The 23,928-nt window shown below is 33.6% G+C and carries 25 protein-coding genes and 1 tRNA gene; 12 read left to right on the forward strand and 14 right to left on the reverse strand.

Annotation, left to right across the window (positions count from 1 at the left end; all coding sequences use genetic code 11):
• Positions 1-23: 23 nt before the first annotated feature.
• Positions 24-683 carry an ATPase domain-containing protein gene (locus tag K5783_RS07295; protein WP_297473376.1) on the reverse strand — a complete coding sequence of 220 codons (660 nt, stop codon included), beginning with the start codon at positions 681-683 and terminating at the stop codon, positions 24-26.
• A 108-nt stretch (positions 684-791) separates the two neighbouring features.
• Here K5783_RS07295 and K5783_RS07300 point away from each other — a divergent pair, with 108 nt between their 5' ends.
• Together K5783_RS07300 and metK are read left to right on the forward strand one after the other, a co-directional pair.
• Positions 792-1,037, forward strand: a complete 246-nt coding sequence (locus K5783_RS07300) for a U6 snRNA-associated Sm-like protein LSm6 (protein WP_014964213.1) — start codon at positions 792-794, stop codon at positions 1,035-1,037.
• 16 nt (positions 1,038-1,053) lie between these two features.
• Complete coding sequence (gene metK, locus K5783_RS07305; RefSeq protein ID WP_297473377.1) at positions 1,054-2,220, forward strand: methionine adenosyltransferase; 1,167 nt, start codon at positions 1,054-1,056, stop codon at positions 2,218-2,220.
• On the opposite strand, the gene K5783_RS07310 is transcribed toward metK, so the two are convergent.
• The gene (locus K5783_RS07310) at positions 2,197-3,066 is read right to left on the reverse strand and encodes an SDR family oxidoreductase (RefSeq protein ID WP_297473378.1); all 870 of its coding nucleotides are present in this window, start codon (positions 3,064-3,066) and stop codon (positions 2,197-2,199) included. The two genes, metK and K5783_RS07310, sit on opposite strands and share 24 nt — an antisense overlap.
• 94 nt (positions 3,067-3,160) lie before the next feature.
• Here K5783_RS07310 and K5783_RS07315 point away from each other — a divergent pair, with 94 nt between their 5' ends.
• The 4 genes from K5783_RS07315 to K5783_RS07330 are packed head-to-tail and all read left to right on the forward strand — an operon-like array spanning position 3,161 to position 6,710.
• Positions 3,161-4,246 (forward strand): cobalt-precorrin-5B (C(1))-methyltransferase, encoded by a 1,086-nt coding sequence (locus K5783_RS07315; protein ID WP_297473380.1) that lies wholly within the window; start codon positions 3,161-3,163, stop codon positions 4,244-4,246.
• Between the two features lie 31 nt (positions 4,247-4,277).
• Positions 4,278-5,330, forward strand: coding sequence for a cobalamin biosynthesis protein (locus tag K5783_RS07320; RefSeq protein ID WP_297473381.1), 1,053 nt, complete (start codon positions 4,278-4,280; stop codon positions 5,328-5,330).
• Positions 5,327-6,079, forward strand: coding sequence for a sirohydrochlorin chelatase (locus K5783_RS07325; protein ID WP_297473382.1), 753 nt, complete (start codon positions 5,327-5,329; stop codon positions 6,077-6,079). Before K5783_RS07320 ends, K5783_RS07325 begins: the two co-directional genes overlap by 4 nt.
• Positions 6,069-6,710 (forward strand): precorrin-8X methylmutase, encoded by a 642-nt coding sequence (locus K5783_RS07330; RefSeq protein WP_297473383.1) that lies wholly within the window; start codon positions 6,069-6,071, stop codon positions 6,708-6,710. Before K5783_RS07325 ends, K5783_RS07330 begins: the two co-directional genes overlap by 11 nt.
• On the opposite strand, the gene K5783_RS07335 is transcribed toward K5783_RS07330, so the two are convergent.
• Positions 6,699-8,054, reverse strand: coding sequence for a cobyrinate a,c-diamide synthase (locus tag K5783_RS07335; RefSeq protein ID WP_297473384.1), 1,356 nt, complete (start codon positions 8,052-8,054; stop codon positions 6,699-6,701). The two genes, K5783_RS07330 and K5783_RS07335, sit on opposite strands and share 12 nt — an antisense overlap.
• An 86-nt stretch (positions 8,055-8,140) precedes the next feature.
• On the opposite strand from K5783_RS07335, the gene cobO reads away from it, so the two are divergent.
• From cobO to K5783_RS07350, 3 genes are read left to right on the forward strand one after another with little or no spacing between them, the layout of a single operon-like run.
• A complete protein-coding gene (cobO, locus tag K5783_RS07340) occupies positions 8,141-8,671 on the forward strand; it encodes a cob(I)yrinic acid a,c-diamide adenosyltransferase (RefSeq protein ID WP_297473386.1) in 531 nt (176 codons plus the stop codon).
• A 39-nt stretch (positions 8,672-8,710) separates the two neighbouring features.
• Complete coding sequence (locus K5783_RS07345; protein WP_297473388.1) at positions 8,711-9,508, forward strand: translation initiation factor IF-2 subunit alpha; 798 nt, start codon at positions 8,711-8,713, stop codon at positions 9,506-9,508.
• A gap of 1 nt (position 9,509) precedes the next feature.
• The gene (locus K5783_RS07350; RefSeq protein ID WP_109877831.1) at positions 9,510-9,665 is read left to right on the forward strand and encodes an RNA-protein complex protein Nop10; all 156 of its coding nucleotides are present in this window, start codon (positions 9,510-9,512) and stop codon (positions 9,663-9,665) included.
• Between the two features lie 4 nt (positions 9,666-9,669).
• Here K5783_RS07350 and K5783_RS07355 read toward each other — a convergent pair whose 3' ends face one another.
• From K5783_RS07355 to K5783_RS07380, 6 genes are all read right to left on the reverse strand, one after another.
• On the reverse strand, positions 9,670-11,805 hold the full coding sequence (locus tag K5783_RS07355; RefSeq protein ID WP_297473390.1) for an STT3 domain-containing protein: 2,136 nt from the start codon (positions 11,803-11,805) through the stop codon (positions 9,670-9,672).
• Positions 11,806-11,878: 73 nt separating this feature from the next.
• Entirely contained in the window at positions 11,879-12,325 is a 447-nt protein-coding gene (locus K5783_RS07360; RefSeq protein ID WP_297473391.1) for a YbhB/YbcL family Raf kinase inhibitor-like protein, read from the reverse strand.
• A 37-nt stretch (positions 12,326-12,362) separates the two neighbouring features.
• The gene (locus K5783_RS07365; RefSeq protein ID WP_297473392.1) at positions 12,363-12,731 is read right to left on the reverse strand and encodes a twitching motility protein PilT; all 369 of its coding nucleotides are present in this window, start codon (positions 12,729-12,731) and stop codon (positions 12,363-12,365) included.
• Positions 12,724-13,986, reverse strand: a complete 1,263-nt coding sequence (locus tag K5783_RS07370) for a translation initiation factor IF-2 subunit gamma (RefSeq protein WP_109877838.1) — start codon at positions 13,984-13,986, stop codon at positions 12,724-12,726. The genes K5783_RS07365 and K5783_RS07370 overlap by 8 nt, the downstream gene beginning before the upstream one ends.
• Before the next feature lie 31 nt (positions 13,987-14,017).
• Positions 14,018-14,416, reverse strand: a complete 399-nt coding sequence (locus K5783_RS07375; protein ID WP_297473394.1) for a S6e family ribosomal protein — start codon at positions 14,414-14,416, stop codon at positions 14,018-14,020.
• Between the two features lie 197 nt (positions 14,417-14,613).
• Positions 14,614-14,787, reverse strand: coding sequence for a zinc-domain-containing protein (locus K5783_RS07380; protein ID WP_109877842.1), 174 nt, complete (start codon positions 14,785-14,787; stop codon positions 14,614-14,616).
• A 52-nt stretch (positions 14,788-14,839) separates the two neighbouring features.
• Here K5783_RS07380 and K5783_RS07385 point away from each other — a divergent pair.
• Positions 14,840-14,913, forward strand: a tRNA-Gly gene (locus tag K5783_RS07385).
• Here the strand turns inward: K5783_RS07385 and K5783_RS07390 are convergent.
• The 5 genes from K5783_RS07390 to K5783_RS07410 are packed head-to-tail and all read right to left on the reverse strand — an operon-like array spanning position 14,914 to position 21,503.
• Positions 14,914-15,873, reverse strand: a complete 960-nt coding sequence (locus K5783_RS07390) for a tetratricopeptide repeat protein (protein ID WP_297473396.1) — start codon at positions 15,871-15,873, stop codon at positions 14,914-14,916.
• Positions 15,874-15,907: 34 nt separating this feature from the next.
• Positions 15,908-16,450, reverse strand: a complete 543-nt coding sequence (locus tag K5783_RS07395) for a type 1 glutamine amidotransferase (protein WP_297473398.1) — start codon at positions 16,448-16,450, stop codon at positions 15,908-15,910.
• Positions 16,451-19,309: a UPF0182 family protein gene (locus K5783_RS07400; protein WP_297473400.1), complete on the reverse strand. Its 2,859-nt coding sequence runs from the start codon at positions 19,307-19,309 to the stop codon at positions 16,451-16,453.
• Between the two features lie 47 nt (positions 19,310-19,356).
• Positions 19,357-20,478 (reverse strand): DNA primase small subunit domain-containing protein, encoded by a 1,122-nt coding sequence (locus K5783_RS07405; protein WP_366939175.1) that lies wholly within the window; start codon positions 20,476-20,478, stop codon positions 19,357-19,359.
• Positions 20,478-21,503, reverse strand: a complete 1,026-nt coding sequence (locus tag K5783_RS07410) for a DNA primase (RefSeq protein ID WP_297473402.1) — start codon at positions 21,501-21,503, stop codon at positions 20,478-20,480. Before K5783_RS07410 ends, K5783_RS07405 begins: the two co-directional genes overlap by 1 nt.
• 78 nt (positions 21,504-21,581) lie before the next feature.
• Between K5783_RS07410 and K5783_RS07415 the strand changes: the two genes are divergently transcribed.
• Positions 21,582-22,421 carry a deoxyribonuclease IV gene (locus K5783_RS07415; RefSeq protein ID WP_297473403.1) on the forward strand — a complete coding sequence of 280 codons (840 nt, stop codon included), beginning with the start codon at positions 21,582-21,584 and terminating at the stop codon, positions 22,419-22,421.
• Positions 22,422-22,453: 32 nt separating this feature from the next.
• Positions 22,454-23,911 carry a glycine--tRNA ligase gene (glyS, locus tag K5783_RS07420; RefSeq protein ID WP_297473404.1) on the forward strand — a complete coding sequence of 486 codons (1,458 nt, stop codon included), beginning with the start codon at positions 22,454-22,456 and terminating at the stop codon, positions 23,909-23,911.
• The last annotated feature ends 17 nt before the right edge of the window (positions 23,912-23,928 follow it).

Genomic DNA, 23,928 nt, shown 5'->3' on the forward strand with positions numbered 1-23,928 from the left:
TAGACAAACTTTATGATTGACCGTTAAATATCTTCAGAATTATTAGTTAACCCCAAGGTATTGATTGAATATGAAAAGTACTGTTTATCAAATGCTGTATAGACTTTACCTTCAAATTTTGAGGATTTCTTAAAAAGATGAATTTTGACATGTGTAAAAGGATCAATGGCACTTTTCATATTTTCAACTTCTTTATCCTCAAGAATTCTAATCATATTAGTAATTACAATTGGGATTTTATTATTAATTGCAAATTTTGATAGTTGATTCATGTATTTCATAAACAACGAATTTTTTTCAAATACAGATTCTTCATTTTTGTATTCATATGAAAATAAATCAGTTATGTTATCAATTACAATTAACGAGAAATGATTTTTTTGAAAGTTATTAATTGATTTAATTTGTTCCGAAGTATTTCTTACTCTAGAGACTGTAATTTTGTCAAGAAAATCAAATTCTATTTCAGATTGTTTTTGAATTTCCAAAATTCTTTCAGGTCTAAACCCTCCGGTAGTATCCAAATACAAAACATTTCCACCGTTTTTGATTGAATTCATACATAATTGTAAGAGAAACTGAGTTTTTCCAGTCCCATTGCCACCAAAAATGTCAACAATTATGCCACCAGAAATTCCTCCAGACAAGAATTCATCTAATTTTTGTAAACCAGTAGAGATCATTTGTGTAATTATTAGAAAAAGAAGAAAAAATTTAAGGAATTTCAATTTTCACAAAGGAGGTAAGGCTTTTATTCTAGAGAAAAAAGTTTGAAAACAAGTGAACAATTAGTGTCCCAATCAAATAGTGCAAAAAGACCTCTAACAACTCTTCAAAAAAGTACAAAGAAGAAAGTTACAGTAAGACTGAAAAATGAAGTAGAATACAAGGGGAAAATGGATAATGTTGATTCATACATGAATCTGATTATGACTGATGCTGAAGAGCTTCATGATGGTAAAACAATTGCAAATTATGGAAGAGTAATCGTAAGAGGCAACAACGTATTATTCATCAAACTAGAAAATGAACTCTAGTTAACAGTGTGATTTTATGACCAATAGTTTTCTATTTACATCTGAATCAGTAACAGAAGGACATCCAGATAAAATATGTGACAATATTTCTGATGCATTCTTAGATGAATTTCTAAAACAAGATCCAGATTCAAGAGTGGCAGTGGAGACAATGGTCACCACAGATTTTGTAGCAGTTGCAGGAGAGGTAACATCTAAAGCAAATTTTGATAAAAAAGCTCAAGAAGAATTAGTTAGAAAAACAATTAGAGATATTGGATATAACAACAAAGACTTGATGTTTGATACAGAAACTTGTGAAGTGACTTTGCGTCTTCATTCCCAAAGTCCAGACATTAGTCAGGGCGTTACAGCTACCAAGGAAAAAGAGCAAGGTGCAGGAGATCAAGGATTAATGTTTGGATATGCTACAAATGAAACAAAAGAACTCATGCCAATGCCAATTTTACTTTCACAAAAACTTGCACAGAAATTAGCAGAAGTCAGAAAAAACAAAATTCTTCCTTGGGCTAGACCTGATGGAAAAACACAAGTTTCTGTGAGATATGAAGACAACAAACCAACAAGAATTGAGACTGTTGTGGTTTCAACACAGCATGCTCCAGAAATTTCTCAAGAAGAGATTGCAAAGGAAGTCATCGACAAAGTAATCAAACCTGTTCTAGGAGGTCTTTGGAATGATGAAATTAAAATCCACATAAATCCAACAGGAAAATTTGTAATTGGCGGTCCACATGGAGATGCAGGTTTAACTGGAAGAAAAATTATTGTTGATACCTATGGAGGATTCGGAAGACATGGAGGAGGAGCTTTTTCAGGAAAGGATCCATCCAAAGTTGATAGATCTGCATGTTACATGTGCAGATATATTGCAAAAAATCTTGTTGCAGCAGAACTAGCTGATAGGTGCGAAGTACAACTTGCATATGCAATAGGAGTTGCAGAACCAGTATCACTGTATGTCAATACTTTTGGAACAAATAAGATTCCAGAAAATGAAATAGAGAAATTAGTCAGAAAGAATTTTGATATGAAACCATCCGGCATTATCTCTCAATTAGATTTGAAAAGACCAATTTACAAAAAAACTGCATCATATGGTCACTTTGGAAGAAATGAGCCTGAATTTACTTGGGAAAAAACAGACAAGGCTGAAACATTAAAGCAATCTGCCGGACTCTAATAATTCTGCAACAGACTCAAACTTTACTCCAGTTAATTTTTTTAATTTGTTATGATTGCCCCTGAAATTACCAATAAGAATATTGAGATCATCTATTCCAAAATCTGATTTCGGATTAGTAATAGCATCATGATAAGAATCTTCTAAATTTATTTTTTTAATCCTAGTGTTTGTTCTTTTTGAGAATAATCTAACATATTCTTCAAAGCTGATATTATCAGGACCTACAAGGTCAATTATTCTGTTTCTATACTTTGTTTCAGTAATTGATTTGAAAATAATTTTTATGACATCATTAATGTGAATTGGTTGAATTTCATAATTTCCAGAACCAGGAATTTTAATTAATCCTTTTTTGATCTGTTTGTGAAGAGATTTTGTAAGCAAGTCATCTTTTCCTACAATAAATGAAGGCCTGAAAATAGTGTAATTAATTCCTGAATCGATAATAATTTTTTCAGCCTGATATTTAGAAATAAAATATCCTAAAGAGGTAGTTGCAGATACACCTAGACCACTAAGATAAACAATTTTTTTGATTTTTGCTTTTTTACTCAAATTTACTATATGACTTGTAAATTCAACATTTGTCCTTTCATAATCAATGTTTACTGATTGCTTTCCAATTCCGATGAGATGAACCAAGGCATCAGAATCTTTGATTTTTTTTAAAAGTTTTTTCTCATCGTAATTTTTTGAAATAATTTTAGTCTCATTTTTGAATTGATTAAAATTCTTTCTAGATATTGAAATTAATTCAACATTTTGTTCAGATAAATACTTTCTAAGATTTCTTGAAACAAAACCAGTTGCTCCAGTAACAACTATCTTTCTAAGTTTATTCATAGTATCTTTAATCAAGTTTTAATTTTAAATCTATTTAGATAAATTTGAAAATTTATCAAATAAGAGTTAATACAGTAAAATAAATACAATTAATGTGGAAGATAGAACAAAACTAAAGACGGGCTATACCACAGGTAGCTGTGCAACTGCGGCAGCTAAGGCAGCATTATTATCAATTATTGATCAGAAAAAAATAGAAAATATAGAGATATTGTTACCCAAACGGTCTTTTATTCAGATTCCAGTGCATTCATGTGAATTTGGATCTGATAAAGCAAAATGCTCTGTAATTAAAGATGGTGGAGATGATCCTGATGTAACACATGGTGCTGAAATTATTGTAGAGTTGTCACTTACAGATAAAATAAACCAACTTGAGATAGACGGAGGTGAAGGTGTAGGTATTGTTACTAAGCCAGGCTTGGGACTAGAGATTAACAAAGCTGCAATTAATCCAGTTCCAAAAAAAATGATTAATGAAAATTTAAGAGAAATTGGAGAAAAAATTCTTGTGCAAAAAGGAATTAAAGTAATTATTTCTGTTCCCAAAGGAAGAGAGTTAGGCCCTAAAACAGATAATCCAAGATTAGGAATCATTAATGGAATTTCTATTTTAGGAACTAGTGGAATAGTAATTCCATTCTCTACAGCATCATATGCAGCATCAATAAGACAAAATCTAGATGTAGCAATTGCAATGGGAAATGATACAGTTGTACTTACAACTGGTGGAAGAAGTGAAGATTTTGCAAAAAAAATAGTAAACTTGCCTGATCATTGCTTTGTGCAAATGGGAGATTTTTCAGGATATACAATTCAGCAATGCGCTAAAAAGAATATCAAAAAAGCATATGTTGTAGGATTTATTGGGAAACTGGCAAAAATGGCTGCAGGAGTTAAACAAACTCATGTTAAAGGTTCTAAAGTAGACATGATGTTTCTAGCAAAACTAGCAGAAAAAGCAAATGCCAATGAGAATGTAATAGAGAGCATTAAAAAAGCAAATACTGCAAGGCATGTTTCTGAAATTATTATGGAAAACAATGTGGATGGATTTTTTGAGTTGATTTGTACTGAAACATACAAGCATATGAGAAATCATTCAGAACAAAAAGTTCCAATCGATGTTATTTTGTTTGATTTTGATGGAAATATTTTGGCTAGAAAATCAGAAGAGTAAGGTATTTTATTAAAGTTGGAAGGTTTTGATTATGGATAAAACTTCAGTTCTTGCAATTACTAAAAATGGAGTAAAAATTGGAGAGAATCTTAAAAAAATATTTCCTGACTGGAATATCTTTGCACCCTCAAAATTTTCAAATGAAAGAAAGGACATTATTTGGTATCACGAACCTACATCAGAGAAAATAGTTGAACTTTTTAAGAACAGTAATGCCCTGATATGCCTCTTTTCTTTGGGTGCCGTAATTAGGCTGATTGCACCTCATTTGAAAGATAAAAAAACAGATCCGGCCGTAATTGTAATTGACGATAAAACAAATTTTGTAATTAGTGTATTATCAGGACATATTGGAGGAGCAAATGAGTTAACTCAAGAAATCGCAGATAAATTACAAGCATTACCAGTTGTCACTACTGCAGCAGATGTTAACAAAACCATAGCAGTGGATCTTGTTGGAAGAGAATTTAATTGGAAAATAGATGATGATTCAACTGTCACAAAGATTAGTGCACACATGGTAAATGAAGAGCCAATAGGGGTATTTCAGGATGCAGGTAACAAAAATTGGTTCAAGGAATTACCAAAGAACGTTTCAATTTATAAAAATCTAGATGATTTAAAAAAATCAAACTCAAAAGCGTATCTAATTATTTCTGACAGAGTAGTTGACAAAGAACTATACAAAGAGTCTGTGATTTATCGTCCTCCAAGCTTAGTCATAGGAATTGGATTACATTGGGATACCACAAAAGAAACAATCAAAGAAGGAATCGAAAATTGTTTAGAAAAGTTCAAGCTCAGCCCAAAATCTATTGCAAAATTAGTCTCAATCAAAAAACCTCAAGACGTGCAAGGATTGATTGATCTTGGAAAAGAAATGAGAATTCCAGTAGAGTACGTAAACAGGGAGGATTTAGCTGAGATATCTGCGCCAAATCCATCAGATACTGTCAAAGCATTTGAGGGAACTGCAAGTGTTTCAGAGGCTGCCGCAATGAAAGTTTCTGGAGGAGAGTTGATTGTAGAAAAGCAGAAATTCCCACCTAATTTGACTATAGCAATAGCGAGGATTGTGAATTGAAGCGAGGATTATTACTAATTGACAGAGGAAGCAGGGAAAGGGAGGCATCTGAGGAATTAGAGGCCATTTGTCAAGGAATTAAGAAGAAAGGAGATTATGTTTTTACTGATTTTTGCTTTCTTGAGGTAGAGCCACCATATATTGAAGATGGTATTTCTAAATGTCTCAAAGAGGATATTGATTCATTGACTATAGTTCCTTATTTTTTGTATCCAGGTAAAAAAGTAAAAAATGCAGTAACAGACGTAATGAAGTTCCAAAAAGACACGAATGTGAAATTTGTTGTTACAAAACCAATGAGTATGCATAAAACTCTAGTTGACATAGTAGAAAATAGAATATCTACAACATTAGAAGAAAATAATGTAGAACTTTCAAAAAAAGATGTAGATGTAATGATAATTGGACACGGTAGTAAAGATCCTAATGCACAAATGTCATTGAATTACATTGTAAATGAATTAAAACATTTGTATAGAAATGTAAGCAGGTGTTGGTTAGAAATAGAACAGCCAGATATTGTTGAAGGAATCAAAAAGTGTGAGAAAGACAATCCCAAGGTGTTGATTATTGTTTTTTACTTTCTTCACGAAGGAGCTCATGTAAAAACAGATATCAATAATGATTTGTTTCCTGCATTAGAAAATTCCAAGATGAAAAAAACTTTCATTACCAAACATTTGGGAAGTGATCAAAAAATGATAGACTTGATATTAGAAAGAGCAAAGGAAGTAGAAAATGCAAACTAAGAAAGGTCAATCTATTGAAGATGCAAGCATGCAAATGATTGAAGATGAAATTGGTGCACACCAGTATAATGAGAAAGAATGGCCCATTGTCAGAAGAATAATTCATTCAACGGCAGATTTTGATTTTGCGGATAAAAATAAAATAATTTTTCACAAAGATGCAATTCAAAGTGGCATGAATGCTTTGAGAAACGGTTGTAGCATAGTAGTTGATGTGAATGGAGTGATAGGCGGACTGAATAAACAAAATCCCAAAGATTTTGGAAATAAAATAGTTTGTAATATTTCGAGTCCTGAAATTATGGAATTGGCAAAAAAAGAAGGAAAAACACGTTCTCAGGTATCAATGAGAGCTGCCATATCAGATATTGAGGGAGGAGTTGTGGCAATTGGAAATGCACCCACCGCCTTGCTGGAAGTGATTCAGATGGTAAAAGAAGGCATAGTCAAGCCTGCATTGATTATTGGAATTCCAGTAGGATTCATCTGTGCCTCAGAATCAAAAGAGGAGCTATCAAAGTTAGAAGAAATTCCATTTATTACAAATATTGGTAGAAAAGGTGGAAGTTCATCAGCTTCTGCAATAATTAATGCAATATTCAAGCTTATTAGAGCAGAATCATCGTCTTGAATATTCCAAGCAATTTTTAACAAAAATTTTGGCATAGTTGGAGCTATCAAAGTAGAGATGACCGTATGATGCAAGTGTGTTGTATTCAATCATCCCGTCTTGATGTTTTTTTATTCCCTCGCCAATTTCCAAAGTATAGGCAAATTTAGAGTCATTAGAAACTGAATCTAATTGAGAATAATGAAATTCGTGACCCTGAAAATTGTGTAATTTTTCTGAAATTAGATTTTTCTGACAAATTCTTCCTTTGGTATAGTTTAGTCTCATTTTTTTTGTCATTTTTGTTTCAGCATCAAATATGCCCACCATCTTGTGTTTTTTAGTATTAGATAGAATAGACTTTGTCAGATACATCAGACCACCACATTCTGCATAAATTGGTAAATTATCTTCAGATAATTTTTTAATAGTTTTTTTCATAATTTGATTTTTTTCTAATGAACTACCTAAAATCTCAGGAAACCCCCCTCCAATGTATAATCCATCACATTTTGGAATTTCTCTATCTTCCACTGGACTAAAAAATTTAAGATTAGCCCCTTCACGTTGCAATGCTTTTAGATTGTCTTGATAATAGAAATTAAATGAAGTGTCAAGTGCTACTGCAATTGTAGTTTTTGTTTTTTTAGCGATAGGTTTTGGTTTTTTTTCTAATGGAGTTGCACTTTTTGAAATTTTAATTATTTGTTGAACATCTACATATTGTGAAATGATTTTTGAAATTCTTTGAATTTTAGTTTTTAGTGATTTATCATCTAGTGTTGAAATCAATCCAAGATGACGCGATTCTAAATTTAATTCCGGATTCTTTGGAATAATACCTATGATTGGGATTTTAGTTTTTTCTAATGCACTTTTGCACAAAAGCTCATGCTTTTTACTTCCTATTTTATTTAGAATTATGCCTACAATTCCTGAATTTCTGTGAAATTTAATAAAACCAAGTGCTGTTGCAGCAATTGAGCGCGATGTTTTACTTGCATCTAAAACCAGTATCACAGGAGATTTCGTAATAGAGGCCACATGATGTGTACTAGCATAATTTGTATCTCCACCAAATCCATCATAGTATCCCATTACGCCTTCAATCACAGATATGTTAGAGTTTGAATTTAAAACAAAACTATCTAATAGATGGTTTTTTCCCATTAACCATACATCCAAGTTGTACGTTTCTTTTTTTGAAACACTTGAAAGGTAACTAGGATCAATATAATCAGGACCCACTTTAAAGGGTTGAACAGAATAACCTTCTTTTTGTAGAGAATGAATTATCGAACATGTAATGGATGTTTTTCCAACTCCACTTGTTGCACCTGCAATTACAATTCTAGGAATTTTCAATTTGAATGACTATAATCATTTTTTATTTAAACTGATACCTTTGGGTAATACTCAATGTTTTTAGCAAGACTGTTTGGATAGGAATTATGAAAGACGGATTAACCATTGTATACACAGGAAAAGGTAAAGGAAAAACCACTGCAGCATTAGGAATTGCATTAAGAGCAGTTGGATATGAAAAGAGGATTTGTATGATCCAATTTATCAAGGGTTCATGGCATTATGGCGAGATGGACTCATCAAAAAGACTAGAGCCCGAATTTGAAATGGTTGCAGTTGGTAAAGGGTTTGTAGGAATTATAGATGATAAGAGTTCAAAAGAAGAACATAAAGAGATTGCCAATGAGGCCATAAAAATTAGCAATGAGAAAATACAATCAGGAAAATATGATATTGTAATTTTGGATGAGATCAATTATGCAGTTAATCTTGGTTTAATTCCAGTAAATGACGTTTTAAATTTAATAAAGTCAAAACCGCAAGAAGTAGACTTGGTATTAACCGGAAATTATGCCAAAGACGAAGTAATCAATCTAGCTGATCTAGTTACTGAAATGAGAGAGATAAAGCATCCATTTCAGAAGGGCATTAAGGCTAAGAAAGGTATCGATTTCTAGCCAGCAACATTAATTTACGCATGAAAAGTTTTAGAAGAAATGTCCACTGAAATACAAGAAATGCCTGAGCAGGGAGAAATTGTTCTTGCTACTGTTACAAAAGTAATGGATCATGGTGCATATGTTACACTGGATGAATATGATGATATTCAAGGATTTTTGCATATTTCAGAGATTGCCCCAGGTTGGATTAGATCAGTTAGTAGATTTGTCAAAGATGGGGAGAAAAAAGTACTGCTAGTAAAGAAAGTAAATTCCAAACGAGGAGACATAGATCTATCACTAAAACAAGTATCAAAAGATCAGAAAAAGCAAAAACTGAAAGAAGTCAAAAAGTTTGAGAAAGGTAAAACTCTATTACAGAATGTTCAGGAAAAAGCAAAACTAACTGATGAAGAAATTGAAAAATTAGAAGACAGTATTTATTCCAGATTTGATTCTGTGTATGATGCATTTATAGAGATTGGAAGAAATGGGATCGAGTCTGTGAAAGATCTTAAACTTGCAAAAAAGACTGCAACTGTAATTGGAGAAATATGCTCCAAAATTAAACTCCCATCAGTTGAAATTAGAGGAATAATGGAAATTACAAGTGATAAATCAGACGGAGTTGAAATAATTAAAAAAATATTACTTGATGCAATCAAAAAAGATCCTACAATAGATATTACTTATTTGGGTGCACCAAAATACAGACTGTCAATTACTGCAGAGAATTTTAAATCTGCAGAAAAATCGTTAAAACCAATTATAGAAGAGATTCAAGATAACATAGAAAAGAAAAAAGGCTCATTCAAATTCACTAGAGAAGAATCAAAGAAAACAAGAGAGAATTAAAATGAAATTTCAATTAAGAAAATGCATTAAATGTAATCAGTACACTTTGAAAGAAAAATGTCCAAGATGTGGTGAAAAAACAATTTCTGCACATCCAGCTAAATTTTCACCTGATGATAAATACATGAGATATAGGTTAGCTGAGAGATATAACTAGAAATTTAATTTAATGGGACATAATCCTTGTTTATTTCATAAACAAATACTCCAATTACTTGCCCACCTTTTTCAGTGTCAAAACTTGGTGAAGAATACACCAATCTTAATGGTCCATCTCCATCTTCAGGGAATTTGATATCTTTTGTATAAATTCCAGTAAATCCTGGTTGATAGGCTTGTGATTGCTGATTGTTTGCCAAGTTAACATATCCTAATGGTGTAAACGGAGTCATTTTACCCAATAGCGTCTCATTCCAAAAATAATCGGTCCCACTTACACCGTCAGAATGAAGATATTTTGGCAAAGGCTCACTAGCAATTCTCATGAACCATTGTTTTTTTGATTCATCTCCACCCCCACCAAGAGTATAAAGTGGTTGATCGCCATTATCGATTCCCAGTCTTTGACCAACTATAAAAATAACAACATAATCAGATTCCATTTCAAGTAACATTTTTACCCCATTATCAACAGTACTTAGAAAAGCAGAAGCTATTTTTTTAATTATATGATCATTTAGAGTTGAATTGTCTGCAAGAGAGGCTCTCTCTGCTTTGGTTTGAATCCAATATCCGTAATCCCACCAAGTTGCAATGACTGCATCTTTTTCAGTATTATTTTTAATCCACTCCAAAGTATCAGTCCAATCAGTTGTACTAATTCTGTAGGTACTCCCCCCATTAAGGATTGTAGGAGGATTGTTTGAAGTGGAAAAAACATTTCCGTTAGCAGGAAAAATTACCGGGATGGTAAGGAGCAACACCACACCAATTAGAAATGACGATTTTATGAAAATATTTTTGGATAGTTTGATTTCTGTTGTATGGGAAAATAATTCTTTTATTAATACAGAGAGTCCTATAGAAGATAAAATAATTATGGATATTGACGCAAATACCTCCAATCTTACAAATGCAGAACTAACATAAACTCCAATCAGTCCCATGATTAATGCAAATGAAATCATATCATTTTCTATAAATTTCGATTTGTTGGAATTTTTCAGAATTATCCAAATTCCTAATCCGGCAAAGATCATCAATATTGAATGAAAGAGGAATGATTGTCCAATTGTGGTTGTTGCGTGTTCAGAAACAGAATCAACAAGTGGATCCGAAGCTATCAAAAACGGATTAATCGCATTCAGATATCTATGGCTAGGAAGTTGAACAAATTGTGAATCTGCGTTTACAATAAGAAAGCTTGGTCCAATTACCAGTATTGCTGCTAGAAAAATCAGTCCGTTTCTATTTTTAGATCTTTCATTGCTTTTGTTTTGAATTACTATACAAGAAACTAAGAAAACAGTAGGAATAATTAATGATAGTCCTCCCAATCCCAAAATAAAATTTGTTCCCAGTCTTTCAAATCCAAGAGATGTGATAACAGCAGAAGATGTGAAAAGTGGAATTGCCCATAATAGAAATTTATGATCAGTTCGTAAGAACGGTAATGTTAAAAAGAAAATTCCTATTGGGATAATGAAAAATTGATCCCCTCCCCATGCAGATAGACCAAATATCATAAAGATTCCCGAAGTAATTATTTTTGGAATGGAGATTTTAGGATTTTTTGATTTTATTCCACTCAAAAGAAGATAGATTGCTAAAACGCTAAAAAATAATCCCAGTGGTTCTGATTTGAACCAACCAATTTGACCACGAATGATAACAGGTAATGAAATTGAAAAAAGTAATGAGGCAAACAGTCCAGCTGTAGTTCCTCCAATAACTCTAACTAAAGCAAACACAACAACTGCAGTTAAGGATCCAAAAATTACCGGAAACAAAATAGTGAAATCATACAGACTTCCACCCCCACCAAAAATCCAATAAGTTGTTGCCGCTGTCATATGTAACATGACTTGGGAAGTTTGGGATACATCTCTTCCATGAGGATACCAACTCAGATCATCGTTCCACTCAAAGTATGAATTAATTCCGTTTTCTACAACATATTGTGTAGCTCTATAGTTAAAGAAAGGATCAAATTCATTTAGTTCCCATCCGTAACTTGCAGGCTGTGATCTAATCAAAAAGGAAATCGAAAAAGAAAGTGACAAAATTCCAATGATTAAGAGATGATTTAATTTAAAATCAAAGGTTCCAATCGAAAATAATTTGACGTGTGAATTCAATATTTTGAATCGTTTGTGTGTGTTTATTACTCTTTTTAAAAAAATTAATGTCTATTTCAAAAAATATGTGTGGCTATGGAGCATATCTCCCTTCAAGCTTTGCTTCAGCATGTATATGATTTTTCATTGATTTTTCTAGATCAGTTTTTGTTGAATTTTGTTCCAAATCTAATTTAGTATCTAATGCATAAAGTTTGAAGATATAGAGATGTTCCTTATCTGGGGGAGCCGGTCCACCATAACCAATTTCACCAAAATCAGTCTTACCTTCAACCGAACCTTCAGGTATTGAATTTTCTTTAATTTCTTGTGTGTTTGAAGGAATGTTCCATAAAACCCAATGAACCCAAACTTTGCCAACTGCTTTCATTGCATCAGGATCATCCATGATTAAAGCCAACGATTTTGTTCCTTCTGGAACTTTATCAATGAATAACGGAGGACTAGAATTTTCGTTTTTATATCCATATTTTCTTGGAATGTTTTGTCCATTTTTAAAAGCAGGACTGGCAATAATCATATCAACAATCTTTAAAGAAAGTCTAAGTTAAATTTTTCTAAGATTCTAAGACAATTTTGTCACTTGATAAGGAAATTACTGATCCTCCAGCTTGTTTGATCTGTTTTTTTAATGCCTTATCCATTGTTCCAATAATTGAATGATTAATTTTTACATAATCCAATAGTTCCTTATCTGCAAAACTTCCACAAATAGGAATTGTTTTTAAATTTTTTATGAAATTTAGAGTCATAGTAATGTCTTGTTTTTTTTCAGCGATTTTTTGCAATTTATTCAACTCTGCCAGTACTACTTCTGGAACAACAAATGAAATTGATCCTATCTCAACATCAAGATTGTCAATGTTTTTGATTCGTTTAGTTGCTAAATGGATTAGAAAGTTAGTATCACAGATTACTTCAACCAATTATTCCTGCACCAATTAGTCTCCATCTTTCATCAATTCTTCTACTGATTGCCACATTGCCGCCTTCAAATATACATGCAGGTCTTCTAAGTTCAATTTCTATATTTTTGGATTTAATTTTTGTGACTTTGCCTAATACAGGAGCAGTTCCAATGTTGAGTCTCAATAGCTCTCCTGCTTGAATTGGCTGGACTTTGGTATCTTCAGTAATCCCTACAGCAACATCAAACAGATTTACTTCGAGTTTTAATTCAGTAGAGTTTTCTGGAAGTGTTCCTGGCTTTCCGATAACGGAGCCAATAAATGAATCACTTCTAGTCATTGAAGGATCTAATTTTGTGCCAATAGCAACCAAGCCACCAGGTTTTACGGATTCTACTATTCCTGCCGCAGTGCCTAAAGATGTGATTTCTGTGAGTAGTGGTTCATACGTCTTTTTTTTCTCATTCATAATACCGGGTTTAATCTCAATTTCATCTCCAATTTTAAAAACCCCTTGAGTCAGACTGCCACCAATCACGCCACCTTTGATATCTTTTAATTTTATGCCGGGTTTGTTTACATCAAAAGAACGTAAAACATGCATTACAGTATCTTTCTTTTCATCTCTTTCGGGAGTTTTGATTGTTGATTCAATAGAACCAATCAATGCATCTATGTTTAATCCAGATTGAGCTGATATTGGAATTATTGGTGCTTTTGCAGCAAAAGTACCCTTTACAAATTTAGTGATATCCTGATAGTTTGCCATCACCTCTTGGTAGGGAAGTAAATCAACTTTGTTCTGGACTACAACAATTTGTTGAATTCCAAGTGTCTGAAGAGCTAAAAGATGTTCTTTGGTTTGTGGTTTTGGAACTTTTTCATTTGCAGCAACCAATAACAAAGCACCATCCATCAAAGCAGATCCTGAAAGCATGTTTGCCATCAAACTTTCGTGTCCAGGACTATCCACAAAACTTACAACCCGAGATAATTCACTTTCTTTTCCACAATTATTACATTTTGGGGTTGTAGAAAATCCCAGAGGTTCCTCACAGCTCTTACACTTGTAAAATGCTGCATCAGAATATCCTACACGAATTGTAATTCCACGTTTTAATTCTTGGCTATGAACACTGGTCCATGAACCAGTCAATGCTTGAATCAGAGTAGTTTTGCCATGATCTACATGTCCTGCAGTTCCAATGTTAACACATGGCTGATATCCATATTTTTTGATGTACCAATCAGGAAGTGTTTCTCTCCAATGCATGACTCAAAATGTAGAACCGGTATATGTTAAGTTATTCTTTTTTATCTTCAGTTTTTTCTTCTGTAGATTCAGCAGGTGCTTCAACTGGTAATTCTCCATCAAATTTACAATTTACTTGATAGATTTCTTCAGATATGGTATTTCCACGCATTAGTTTTCTTTTTCTTTGTCCAATCTCTGCATCTTGCAGACCTACACCTTTAGAAAGAAGAACTTTTTTTCTTGCAGAACCATGAACATCATTTCTCATAGGAACTCCAGATTTGTCACTTCCTCCAGTGAGTTTTAATTTTCCAGATAATCCAACTATTGATGCATCAGTTTCATTTCCAAGTTGTAATCCTAACAGTGGATTAGCATCACTGTCTTTAAGCTCCTTTGAAACTGATTTTCCTTTAATGTCAGATATAGTAAGTTTGAAGTTTGTCAATTATTCCAAAAAAAAGTTGAACGACTAATTAACCTTTGGACATTATTTTTAAATCAAGATTTCCCAAGTTAGGTATGGGAGAAGAAATCAGGTGTCCAAGATGTGATAAAATTATGATAGACATGCAAGCATGTCATATGTTTTGTCCCAATTGCGGTGCCCATTTAGATTGCTCTGATAAAGGAAATTACTGGTGATTACATTCCTGGTCGATCTGGAATATAGTCTGTTGCCATATTGATTGCCTGATCTTTCATGATTTCAAGATATGAATCATAATCTGCTTCAAAGTTGCAATGGGGACATTTCACATTAGTAATATCATCATCTAATATTGCAACTTTTTCACATTCAGGACATCTTGCATCCATGTATTAGTTTTCAAATTAAGATATTTAATCATAGTTAGTTAATTCCTTCTAGGCGGAGTTAGTTTAGTCTGGTATGACGTCAGCTTCCCAAGCTGAAGGCCGCGGGTTCAAATCCCGCACTCCGCATTAAATCTCTCTAATTGCTTGCTCTATTACTCCCCTATCAGGAGCTTTTGGATAATACTTCAAGTAACTCTTGAGATCATCTTTTGCCTCAGAGTTTTTGTTTTGTTTCTCTCTAAGATAAGCCCGATTTTTGTAAATTTTAGCAGATCTTTTTGGATTAATTTCAATTGCTTTTGTGTAATAGTTTTCCGCCTTTTCAAATTGATTTGTTTTGAGATAAAAATTTCCTAAACCGTTGTAAGTCAAATATGATCTTTTATTGATGTCTAAACATTTTTCATAAAATTTTACACACTCGGAAGAATTTTGTTCATTCATCATAGAACCCAATTGATGCAAAGCTGTAGAATTATTTGGATAAATTTGTAATGCCTTGTTTAATGATTCAAGGGCATCAGACGAGTTTTTGAGAATATTTTGTCGCTCAGCCATAAGGCATAATCGGTTTGATTTATCACTAGAATCATTTTCAAGTTTAACAGCAGACAAAATGTCTGGTGGGGCCAGCAATATCAACAGTCTTCCTTCTTCAGACCATTCTTTCTCAAAAATCTCTTCAGGTATTGCTCCTTCTTGTTGTTCACCTTCTTGGTTACCTTTTTGGATGTAGTGCAGAATTGTCTTTTCTTCATCATCATATCCAGTAATTACAGATGCATGTTGAGTAATTTCTGGAATTCCCGGAAGAATAACAATTGGAGGAATGCCAGAATCAATAATTTTTTTTAACTCTGACAAAGAAGAGTTAACTATCTTACAAGTCAGGCCATGTCTTTCTGCTGATTCTATTCCTTCAACAAGTATACTTCCATTAAATCCAGAATACTTTTTTGCAGTTTCTATAGCTTCGGCCATTGGTAATTCAATATTCCAATATTTTGATACAACATTAATTGGCAATGGAAGACAAATATTTTCTTCTTCAACAAGAGGCAATAGTAATTCATGATCTTGTTCCACAAATCAAAGATGTTTTTAGAGTTATTAAAATCAATCAGAGTGAACAGAATTTTTCAATTAAACTGTTACCGTCTTTGGTCATTTCTGGGTGAAATTGTGTTCCAAAAATTGGCTTTTTTTTATATTGAATGATTTCATATTTACAGTAATTTGATTCCCCAAGTGAGACTAAAATATCAGGTAATTTGGATATCTCAAATCCATGACTCTCAAATACATCTAGAGAATCACTGCAAATAGGATTGTCATTTAATATTTTGATCTTTTCGTTTCCCTTTTGAAGCGAGGAGGATTTTCTAATTGTTCCACCCAATGTAAGGGCCAAGATTTCAGCGCCATAGCAAATTCCAAGCAGTTTGATATTATTTTTAATAGAGTAATTAACTATTTTTGAATTAATTTCATTTGTCTTTTTTTCATTCTTTCTTCTTCCAGATAAAATAAAACAGTCATAGTTCTCAAGTGAGTTTAAGTCAAGAGATTGTGGAGTTTGTTTTTCAAACGGAATGTTTTTGTTTAATAAAAAATCAGTTAAATTTTTTGTATAAACAGAGCCGTTATCAACTACTAAGAGCAATTAGTTGCCTACCTCAATTGAAACATAGTGTATCTCAGATATTCCATCTTTGACAAAAATTGTTCCAATGTTGAGATTATTTTCTTCTTGCCACATGAATACTCTATCACTTCGTGGTTGTACAAAGTCATCAATGAATTCATTGAGGAATTCTTCAGTGTTCTCACGATCACTTTCAGTAAAGAATAACAACTCACCTTCATTAAATGACAGTGGGATCTGAATTGACGTAGGTTCAGATACTGTAATGCCATTTTCTTCAAATACACGTTTTATAATATCAATTCTGTCACTTCTAACTAATTCAACATAATTATCATCTGCAGTTGTTATGGTTGGTGCAACACCTGAAACTTTCTTCAAATATGATTCGAATGCTTTTTCTTGCGTTTCACCTAACCCAACAAAGTATTCTCCGTTAAATGCAGCTCCTACTGCTGCAATTGTACCTAGTTGTGCAACTACACCACCAGCTCCTGCTGTATATACAGGAATAAAGTAAACATCATGATCACCTACGCGATACAAAATGTTATCACCAATTCTTGGGTTTCGTAAAAGTGTCTTGAGTTGAGCAAATTCTGGATCTCTATCTAATGCTTCACTAACTGCTGTAGGCCCAATCAATTTGGTAGTAGAATTTAATGGAACTTCATAGAATTGCAAGTTTCCCAGATTAGTAAGATCATTTTCAACTACCATGTATCCAGCAAGATTTCTTCCTTGAGATCCTCTTAATTCAAGTGAAAGTAATCCTAGGAATTCAGTTTGTGCAAAGCCAGGAGGTTTGGCTTCAATATAGTATGTATCTAATCCGCGTGGGATTTCATAGAATTCATTTGCTTGAATGAATGTCTCAACGTCATCTACATGGTAGACGTTATACATCTCTGTTTTCCAATTAAATAATTCAACAGGGTATCTGATTTGTTCTTCTAACCAAGATGGCATTGGTTGGAATTGTTCAGAATATTGACTTGCAAACATTTCTGAGAAGAAATCATCTCCAGTCTTTAGTAATTGAATGTCACCATTGTAAGTGTCTACCAGTGCATATCCTACCAAACGCAAGTATGGATTTCCAACAGACCAAGGTACATCACGAGTGTCAAATCCAATAATTAATGGGACTAACCAGTAAGAGTTTGTTCCATCAGTAACAGGAAGTGAATCTAATTCATTTCCAAATAGATCATACAGGAAGTAAGGGTATAGTGTTTCCATTCTATCATGTACATCCTTGTATCTCATGATATGCACTGATTCAGCTGGAAAAGAAAGCAAAAAGTTTGGCTCAAATATCCAACTTAACGGTGGTGAAACATCTAATCCACCAATGCCCGAATAAGATACTCCTCCTAGTTCGGCACTATTTTGACTATCTCGTGAATTCGGATAGCCAGACCAAGTTTGCTCAAATAATCCGCCCTCACCATAGTAAATTTCTCTTTGTTTGAAAAATTCGCCACTATCAATAATTTGACCATCTGTAGCTTCAAGTGTTAGGAATCCGTTTGGGACATGGGTATATACCAAATGTTCGTTGTACCATCTATTTTCAAGGCTAACAGATGTTGGTAAAATTGGTTTCATAGATGCAGTCCAGTAAAGAGTATTGTTAAAGCGGAGAATGTCATTGTCTTCAAAGTCTACATATGGGATAAGACCAATCTCAGGCTTTAATTTTGCAAAGGCTGCTTCCCAATCCCAAACACGTATTACATCAAGCACATCACTATGTTGATTCATGTAATTTTTGATGTTGTTAGCAGAGACTGAGGTTAGTTTAACATTATGAGTATTTTCTTGAATATCATTTAGTTCACCAAGATATCTATTTACTCCTATTTGCTGAGCTGTGTATGGTCCCAAAAATTCAATTTTTTTAGCATCAGCTATACTGTTATTTACAGACACTACTCCTGCAACAATGATTGCAATAACAATTATACTTAGAATTCTAATGTAAACATCTCTCTTGAACATATGAGTTAGAACACGTGCTCTAATTCTATCAACTACAGAAAATGCAACTAGTGCAAATCCTATGAATAGTGTTCCACCAATGATATATCGCGTATTGTAATCAATTTGATCTGTAAAAAAGAGATTGAATCCTGCCCAGATTATCCCAATTCCAATTATTCCCTCTATTGTTGAAACGTAGTTTAGATATCTTGGCTTTCCATCGTTTGAATCTTGCAAAAAGGAAGTGATTACATTGATTATTCTATGAATTCCCACATACAAAACTAGACGTAATCCAATTGCTGCAAGTAATGGAGGAATTAAAATTACCAGTGCAGGGATCATTGGAACAACATTTTCAGCTGCATAGTTTGGATTGTTTCCAGGAGTAACAAAAGGCAATGAGAACAGTTTTGGCAGATTTTCAACACCCAAGTAATTTCCATCAATAAATGATACTGCTGCAAATCCGAACATGATGTTTGCAAAGAATGCGCCAAAAAGCAAGATTTTGGTAATTTGCCAAATTACAAATTGTAGAGATGATAGTCTGTATTCTTTGAAACTTGAGATGTTATTTGAGAGAGGTTGCTGTCCGCCGCTTCCAATAAATCCGATTCCAGTTCTAATCACATACCAAAAAATCGAGGATCTTCCAAAGATATTTATTCGAACTAGTGCAATTGCAGCAAGAATTATTGTAGAGACTAGCGTGTAATAGAGAGGTTTGGTAAACTGATCACCAAATTCAGTGAAATTCATTGATAAAATTACTGCCTGGTTTCCCACCATGGCAAAAATTACTATTCCAATAATGACTACAATGCCTAATCTGATGAATTTTCCAGCATCGGGAGGCGGAGCTTGCTTATCAGTAGAGGCACTATACATAGCTAAAGTTAGTTGAGATTCGGTAAATTAATGTCTTATCAGCAAAATTAAGCGATTCTTGCCAATTTTTTGCAAATCATATAGACTGCAGCAAATGTCGGAACTGTCACTTTTTCATTGTTGTATGGTCCAAATTTTTTGTTTTTTAGTTTAAATTCTATTGGGGAATTTGCAAAAACTTCCACCATGTCATCACTAAGGAAAGATGCTTCATTGTACGGATCAAACTTTGTTAGGTCTTTGCAAAGAATTTTTGTAAGGCCACTCTTGCTGTTAATAGAACCGGGAAGTCTGAAGATCCTATGTATATCCATTGTAACATTTGGATCAATTTTGACTCCAATGTTTTCAGATACATCATCTAAAGTTTTTTGAAAAGATGAATAGCCATTTACAAGTAGCTCTGAGATGATTTTCGAACGTTTTGATTTTGTTCCAAATACGTACTTTGAGAATCTTCCTTTCCATCCGTTATCATCAAAGTCTGGGAATGAGGATCTGTTTGGCTTGAATTTCTTCATTCCAAATGTTTCAGGTATTGCACCACGCAGCATGATGTAATCGGATAATTCTGATCTTTCTCTAGAACCAATCTTCTGGAATTGAGAGTTATACACATAAACATGAAATCCTTCATTGCCAGAGAAATAAACGTGAATGTTTTCTTTATCTATTGCAAAATCATCAACTAAAATTTCAGATAATTTTTCCACTTGGATTTTTGAGGAATCAATGCAATTTTTGCACGGTAGTGATTTTTTTTCTAGTTTTGTTGAATTACATTTTCTGCATTGTCTAGAATCATTTGAGACTTGACTGCATTCATTACATATTGATATTGTATGATTTTCCCTACATGGTAAATTGAGATCCTTAGCGTCAATATCAAAAATGAGATCTGCTTCTTTCCAGTCTTTTTCATTCATTGGTAGATTGGGAAATGAATAGTAAGCGTTTGAGCAATAAACATCAGAGGGGATATGTTGCATGAACAGCAAATGCAACTCCTTGTCGTCTTTGATTTGAATATGACGAGTCATTCCTGAATTGAATTTCTGGTAGCCGAATTCTCTTTCAGATGTTCGTTCTTGTACCCGAATTAGATCAAAATGTTCAAAATAATATTTTTTGAACGAGTCTTCCAGGAATTTAATATCAGAATCTTGCATCATTTTCTCTTTTTTCCAAATTGTAATGGGTTGATAATATTATCACATTCAGATGTTGCAAAACAGAGACTTTGTGTTTTTAATTTCTCACAGGAAGGACAAGAATATTGAGTTCCGCTGCCTGAAGTTCCAGCTAGATGATTAAGTTGGTAAAGAGTGACACGCGGATTATAATCTGGCGCGTTTTTGAAAAGCGGTGCTATTTGCTGAACAGACTGTCCCTTTGAGAGAAGAAACGTAGCTAACATAAATCGTCCTGAATGTGGCAGGTTTTCTCCTTTCTCAAGTATTTCAATTGCATGTTTGATGCACGGAGGATATTCACCAGTTGTTACAGTAAAAGTTGCAAATTTTTTAGACAGCAAAGCAAGTTTATTCACGGAATCTTCAAAACCAGGAATCATCGTAGGGGTTTTTGCATTAATAATTTTTGAATTGATGTATGTTCCCAATTCTTTTCTAATCAATCGGACAGTTTCATGCGGAGTTAAAAATACCAGTCCCTTTTCTACATGTCTGTTAATTAGCTTCCATTCTCTTTCATGAAAATTTATCGAATGTTTCAGATAATCAGATATTGGTATTACAAAGTAATCATCTTGTTTTTCAATCTGAACTGAAAAGAGATCATCGATTACTTTGATTGCAAGTTCTTTTTTTGATTCATCTGAAATATTTGACAGATCTCGTTCCAGATACTTTTCTGCACGTCTAGCTTCTGCCAGTGCAAATCTCTTGATCAGAGTATGCATACCACACAGTTTTAGCAACACTATTGCTAGAAGAAAAGAGAAGACCTCCCTTGGAAGCGCTGCCTCTTTTGACACATGATCACCTATTATATCAGATTTGTAGATTTTCCCGTCAGCTGCCACCAGTATCCTATCATATGCTTTGTCGATGAGTTGCTTTAGATCAGGATCTGTTCCAAATTGTTCTAGCGAAAATCCTTGATCTTTGAGATACTGACCAGCATCTGCCAAAAAGGGATACTTGGCAATTTCATCTTGGCCTAGTGCAATCATGATAATGATTCACTTGATTTACTTAAAAATCTGGTTTTTGATGCTGGTTTAAATTATGTTTTGAGAAATTGATGAAATATGCAGATCGGCTGTCACGTTTCAATTTCCGGTTCAATTGACAAAGCAGTCGATAATGCAGTTGAAAGAGAATGTACTGCTTTTCAGATATTTACCAGAAATCCAAGAGGATGGCATGCAAAAGAACTATCAAAAGAAGATATTGCAAATTTTAAAACAAAACTAAAGGCAAGTAAAATTGACAGATTTGCAACATGTGCACATATGCCATATTTGCCAAATCTTGCTACTCCAAAAGATGACGGATTTGAAAAATCAATCAGTATTTTGATTAACGAAGTAGAGAGATGTTCACAGTTAGGAATACCATATTTGGTTACACATCTTGGCAGTCATTTGGGAACAGGAGAAGAATCTGGAATTAAAAGACTAGTTGAAGGATTAACAAAAGCTGGAAAGACAAAAAACGATGTAATGATATTATTGGAAAATACTGCTGGCCAGAAAAATTCTGTCGGCTCTGACTTTAAACAGTTGGGCGAAATCTTTAGGCAATTAAAGCCTGCAAAGAAATTTGGCATCTGTGTTGATTCTTGTCATGCATTTGTTTCAGGATATGACCTGAGAACAGAAGAGAAAGTAAAGGAAACATTTGATGAATTTGATAAATATGTAGGAATTGAGAATTTGAAAATTTTGCATCTAAATGACGCTAAAGGTGAGCTTGGTTGTAATTTGGATAGACATTATCATTTGGGCTTGGGTGGAATTGGAGAGAAAGGAATTTCAGCTTTGGTAAAGTTTGCAAACAAGAAGAAGATTCCAATAATTTTAGAAACACCAATTGATGATGAAAGAGATGACTTTGAGAATATCAGAATAGCAAAGGAGCTTGCGTAGAAATTTATTTCATGGTTTAAGTGTATTGTATAATGAACTATGAAGAAGTAATGAAATTAGCACTTGAGCGTGGATTTTACTTTCCTAGCTGTGAAGTATATGCTGATGCTCAGGCTGGATTTTGGGAATATGGGCCATCAGGTGTAGGATTAAAAAATAAATTTCTAGAATTGTGGAGACGCGAACTAATCAGGCGAGACGGGATGCTTGAGATTGATGGCTCTCAGATAATGTCAAAATCAGTATTTGAGGCATCCGGACATCTTGGAAACTTTGCGGATCCAATAATAAAATGTACAAAGTGTAATTCTACATTTAGAGCAGATAGGACAATAGCAGACATTTCACAGATTGAAATTCCTGAAAGTGCAGATTTGGAAGAATTTGATAATGCAATTATTCAAAATAGTATAAAGTGTCCAAAGTGCAAAGGTGATTTTGAAAAGACCAAAAAATTCAACATGATGTTCAAAGTAGGCATTGGTCCTCAAGAAGAAGAGGCATATCTTAGACCAGAAACGTGCCAGTCAATCTTTGTGGATTTTCCCAGACTATTCAAAACAATGCGAGGGAAGCTTCCTCTAGGAATTGCTCAAGTTGGAAAAAGTTTCAGAAATGAGATAGCGCCAAGGCAGAGCTTGCTTAGATTGAGGGAATTTTATCAGGCAGAAATTGAAGTGTTTTGCAATCCATCAAAGTTGGAAGAAGTGGAAAACTTTGCAGAAATTGAAAATACAGTAATTCGAGTTCAGACAGACGCAGAACCAGTCGCCATGACTTGCAAAGAAGCAGTAGAATCTGGAATTATTCCAAACAAGTTTGTTGCATATTATTTGGGATTATTGACTGAGTTTTATGAAAAGACAGGAATTGACATTGCAAAAAGCAGATTCAGAAAACTTGGAGATAAAGAAAAGGCATTCTATGCCAAAGTTGCATTTGATTTTGAAGTAGAGACAACCATTGGGTGGCTCGAACTCGTTGCATGCAACTATAGATCTGACTATGATTTGTCCAGTCATGCTGCAAAGAGCAAGGAGAAATTCGAGGTTATGGATAATGATGACAAAGTATTACCCCATGTCTTTGAGATTTCAATGGGAATTGATCGTAGTCTTTACACAATTTTAGAGCACAGTCTCAAGGAAGATAAAGAACATGAGAGAGTGGTATTATCTATAAAACCATATCTAGCTCCAATTCACGTAGGAATTCTATCACTGGTCAAAAAGGATGGACTAAAAGAGAAAACCGATGAGATTTACCTTCAAATCAAGCGTAAATGTGATGCATTTTTGGATCATTCAGGTGCTATTGGTAGAAGATACAGAAGACTGGATGAGATTGGCGCACCATTTGCAGTAACAGTTGATCATCAGACTTTAGAGGATGAGACAGTTACTATAAGAAAACGAGATTCCATGGAGCAAAGCAGAATAAATATTTCAGAATTAGAATCAATTGTTGTAGAATCTATTGCATTTCCATAGATTTTAAAAATTTAGAA

Source organism: Nitrosopumilus sp. (assembly GCF_025699125.1).
Classification (GTDB): Archaea; Thermoproteota; Nitrososphaeria; order Nitrososphaerales; family Nitrosopumilaceae; genus Nitrosopumilus.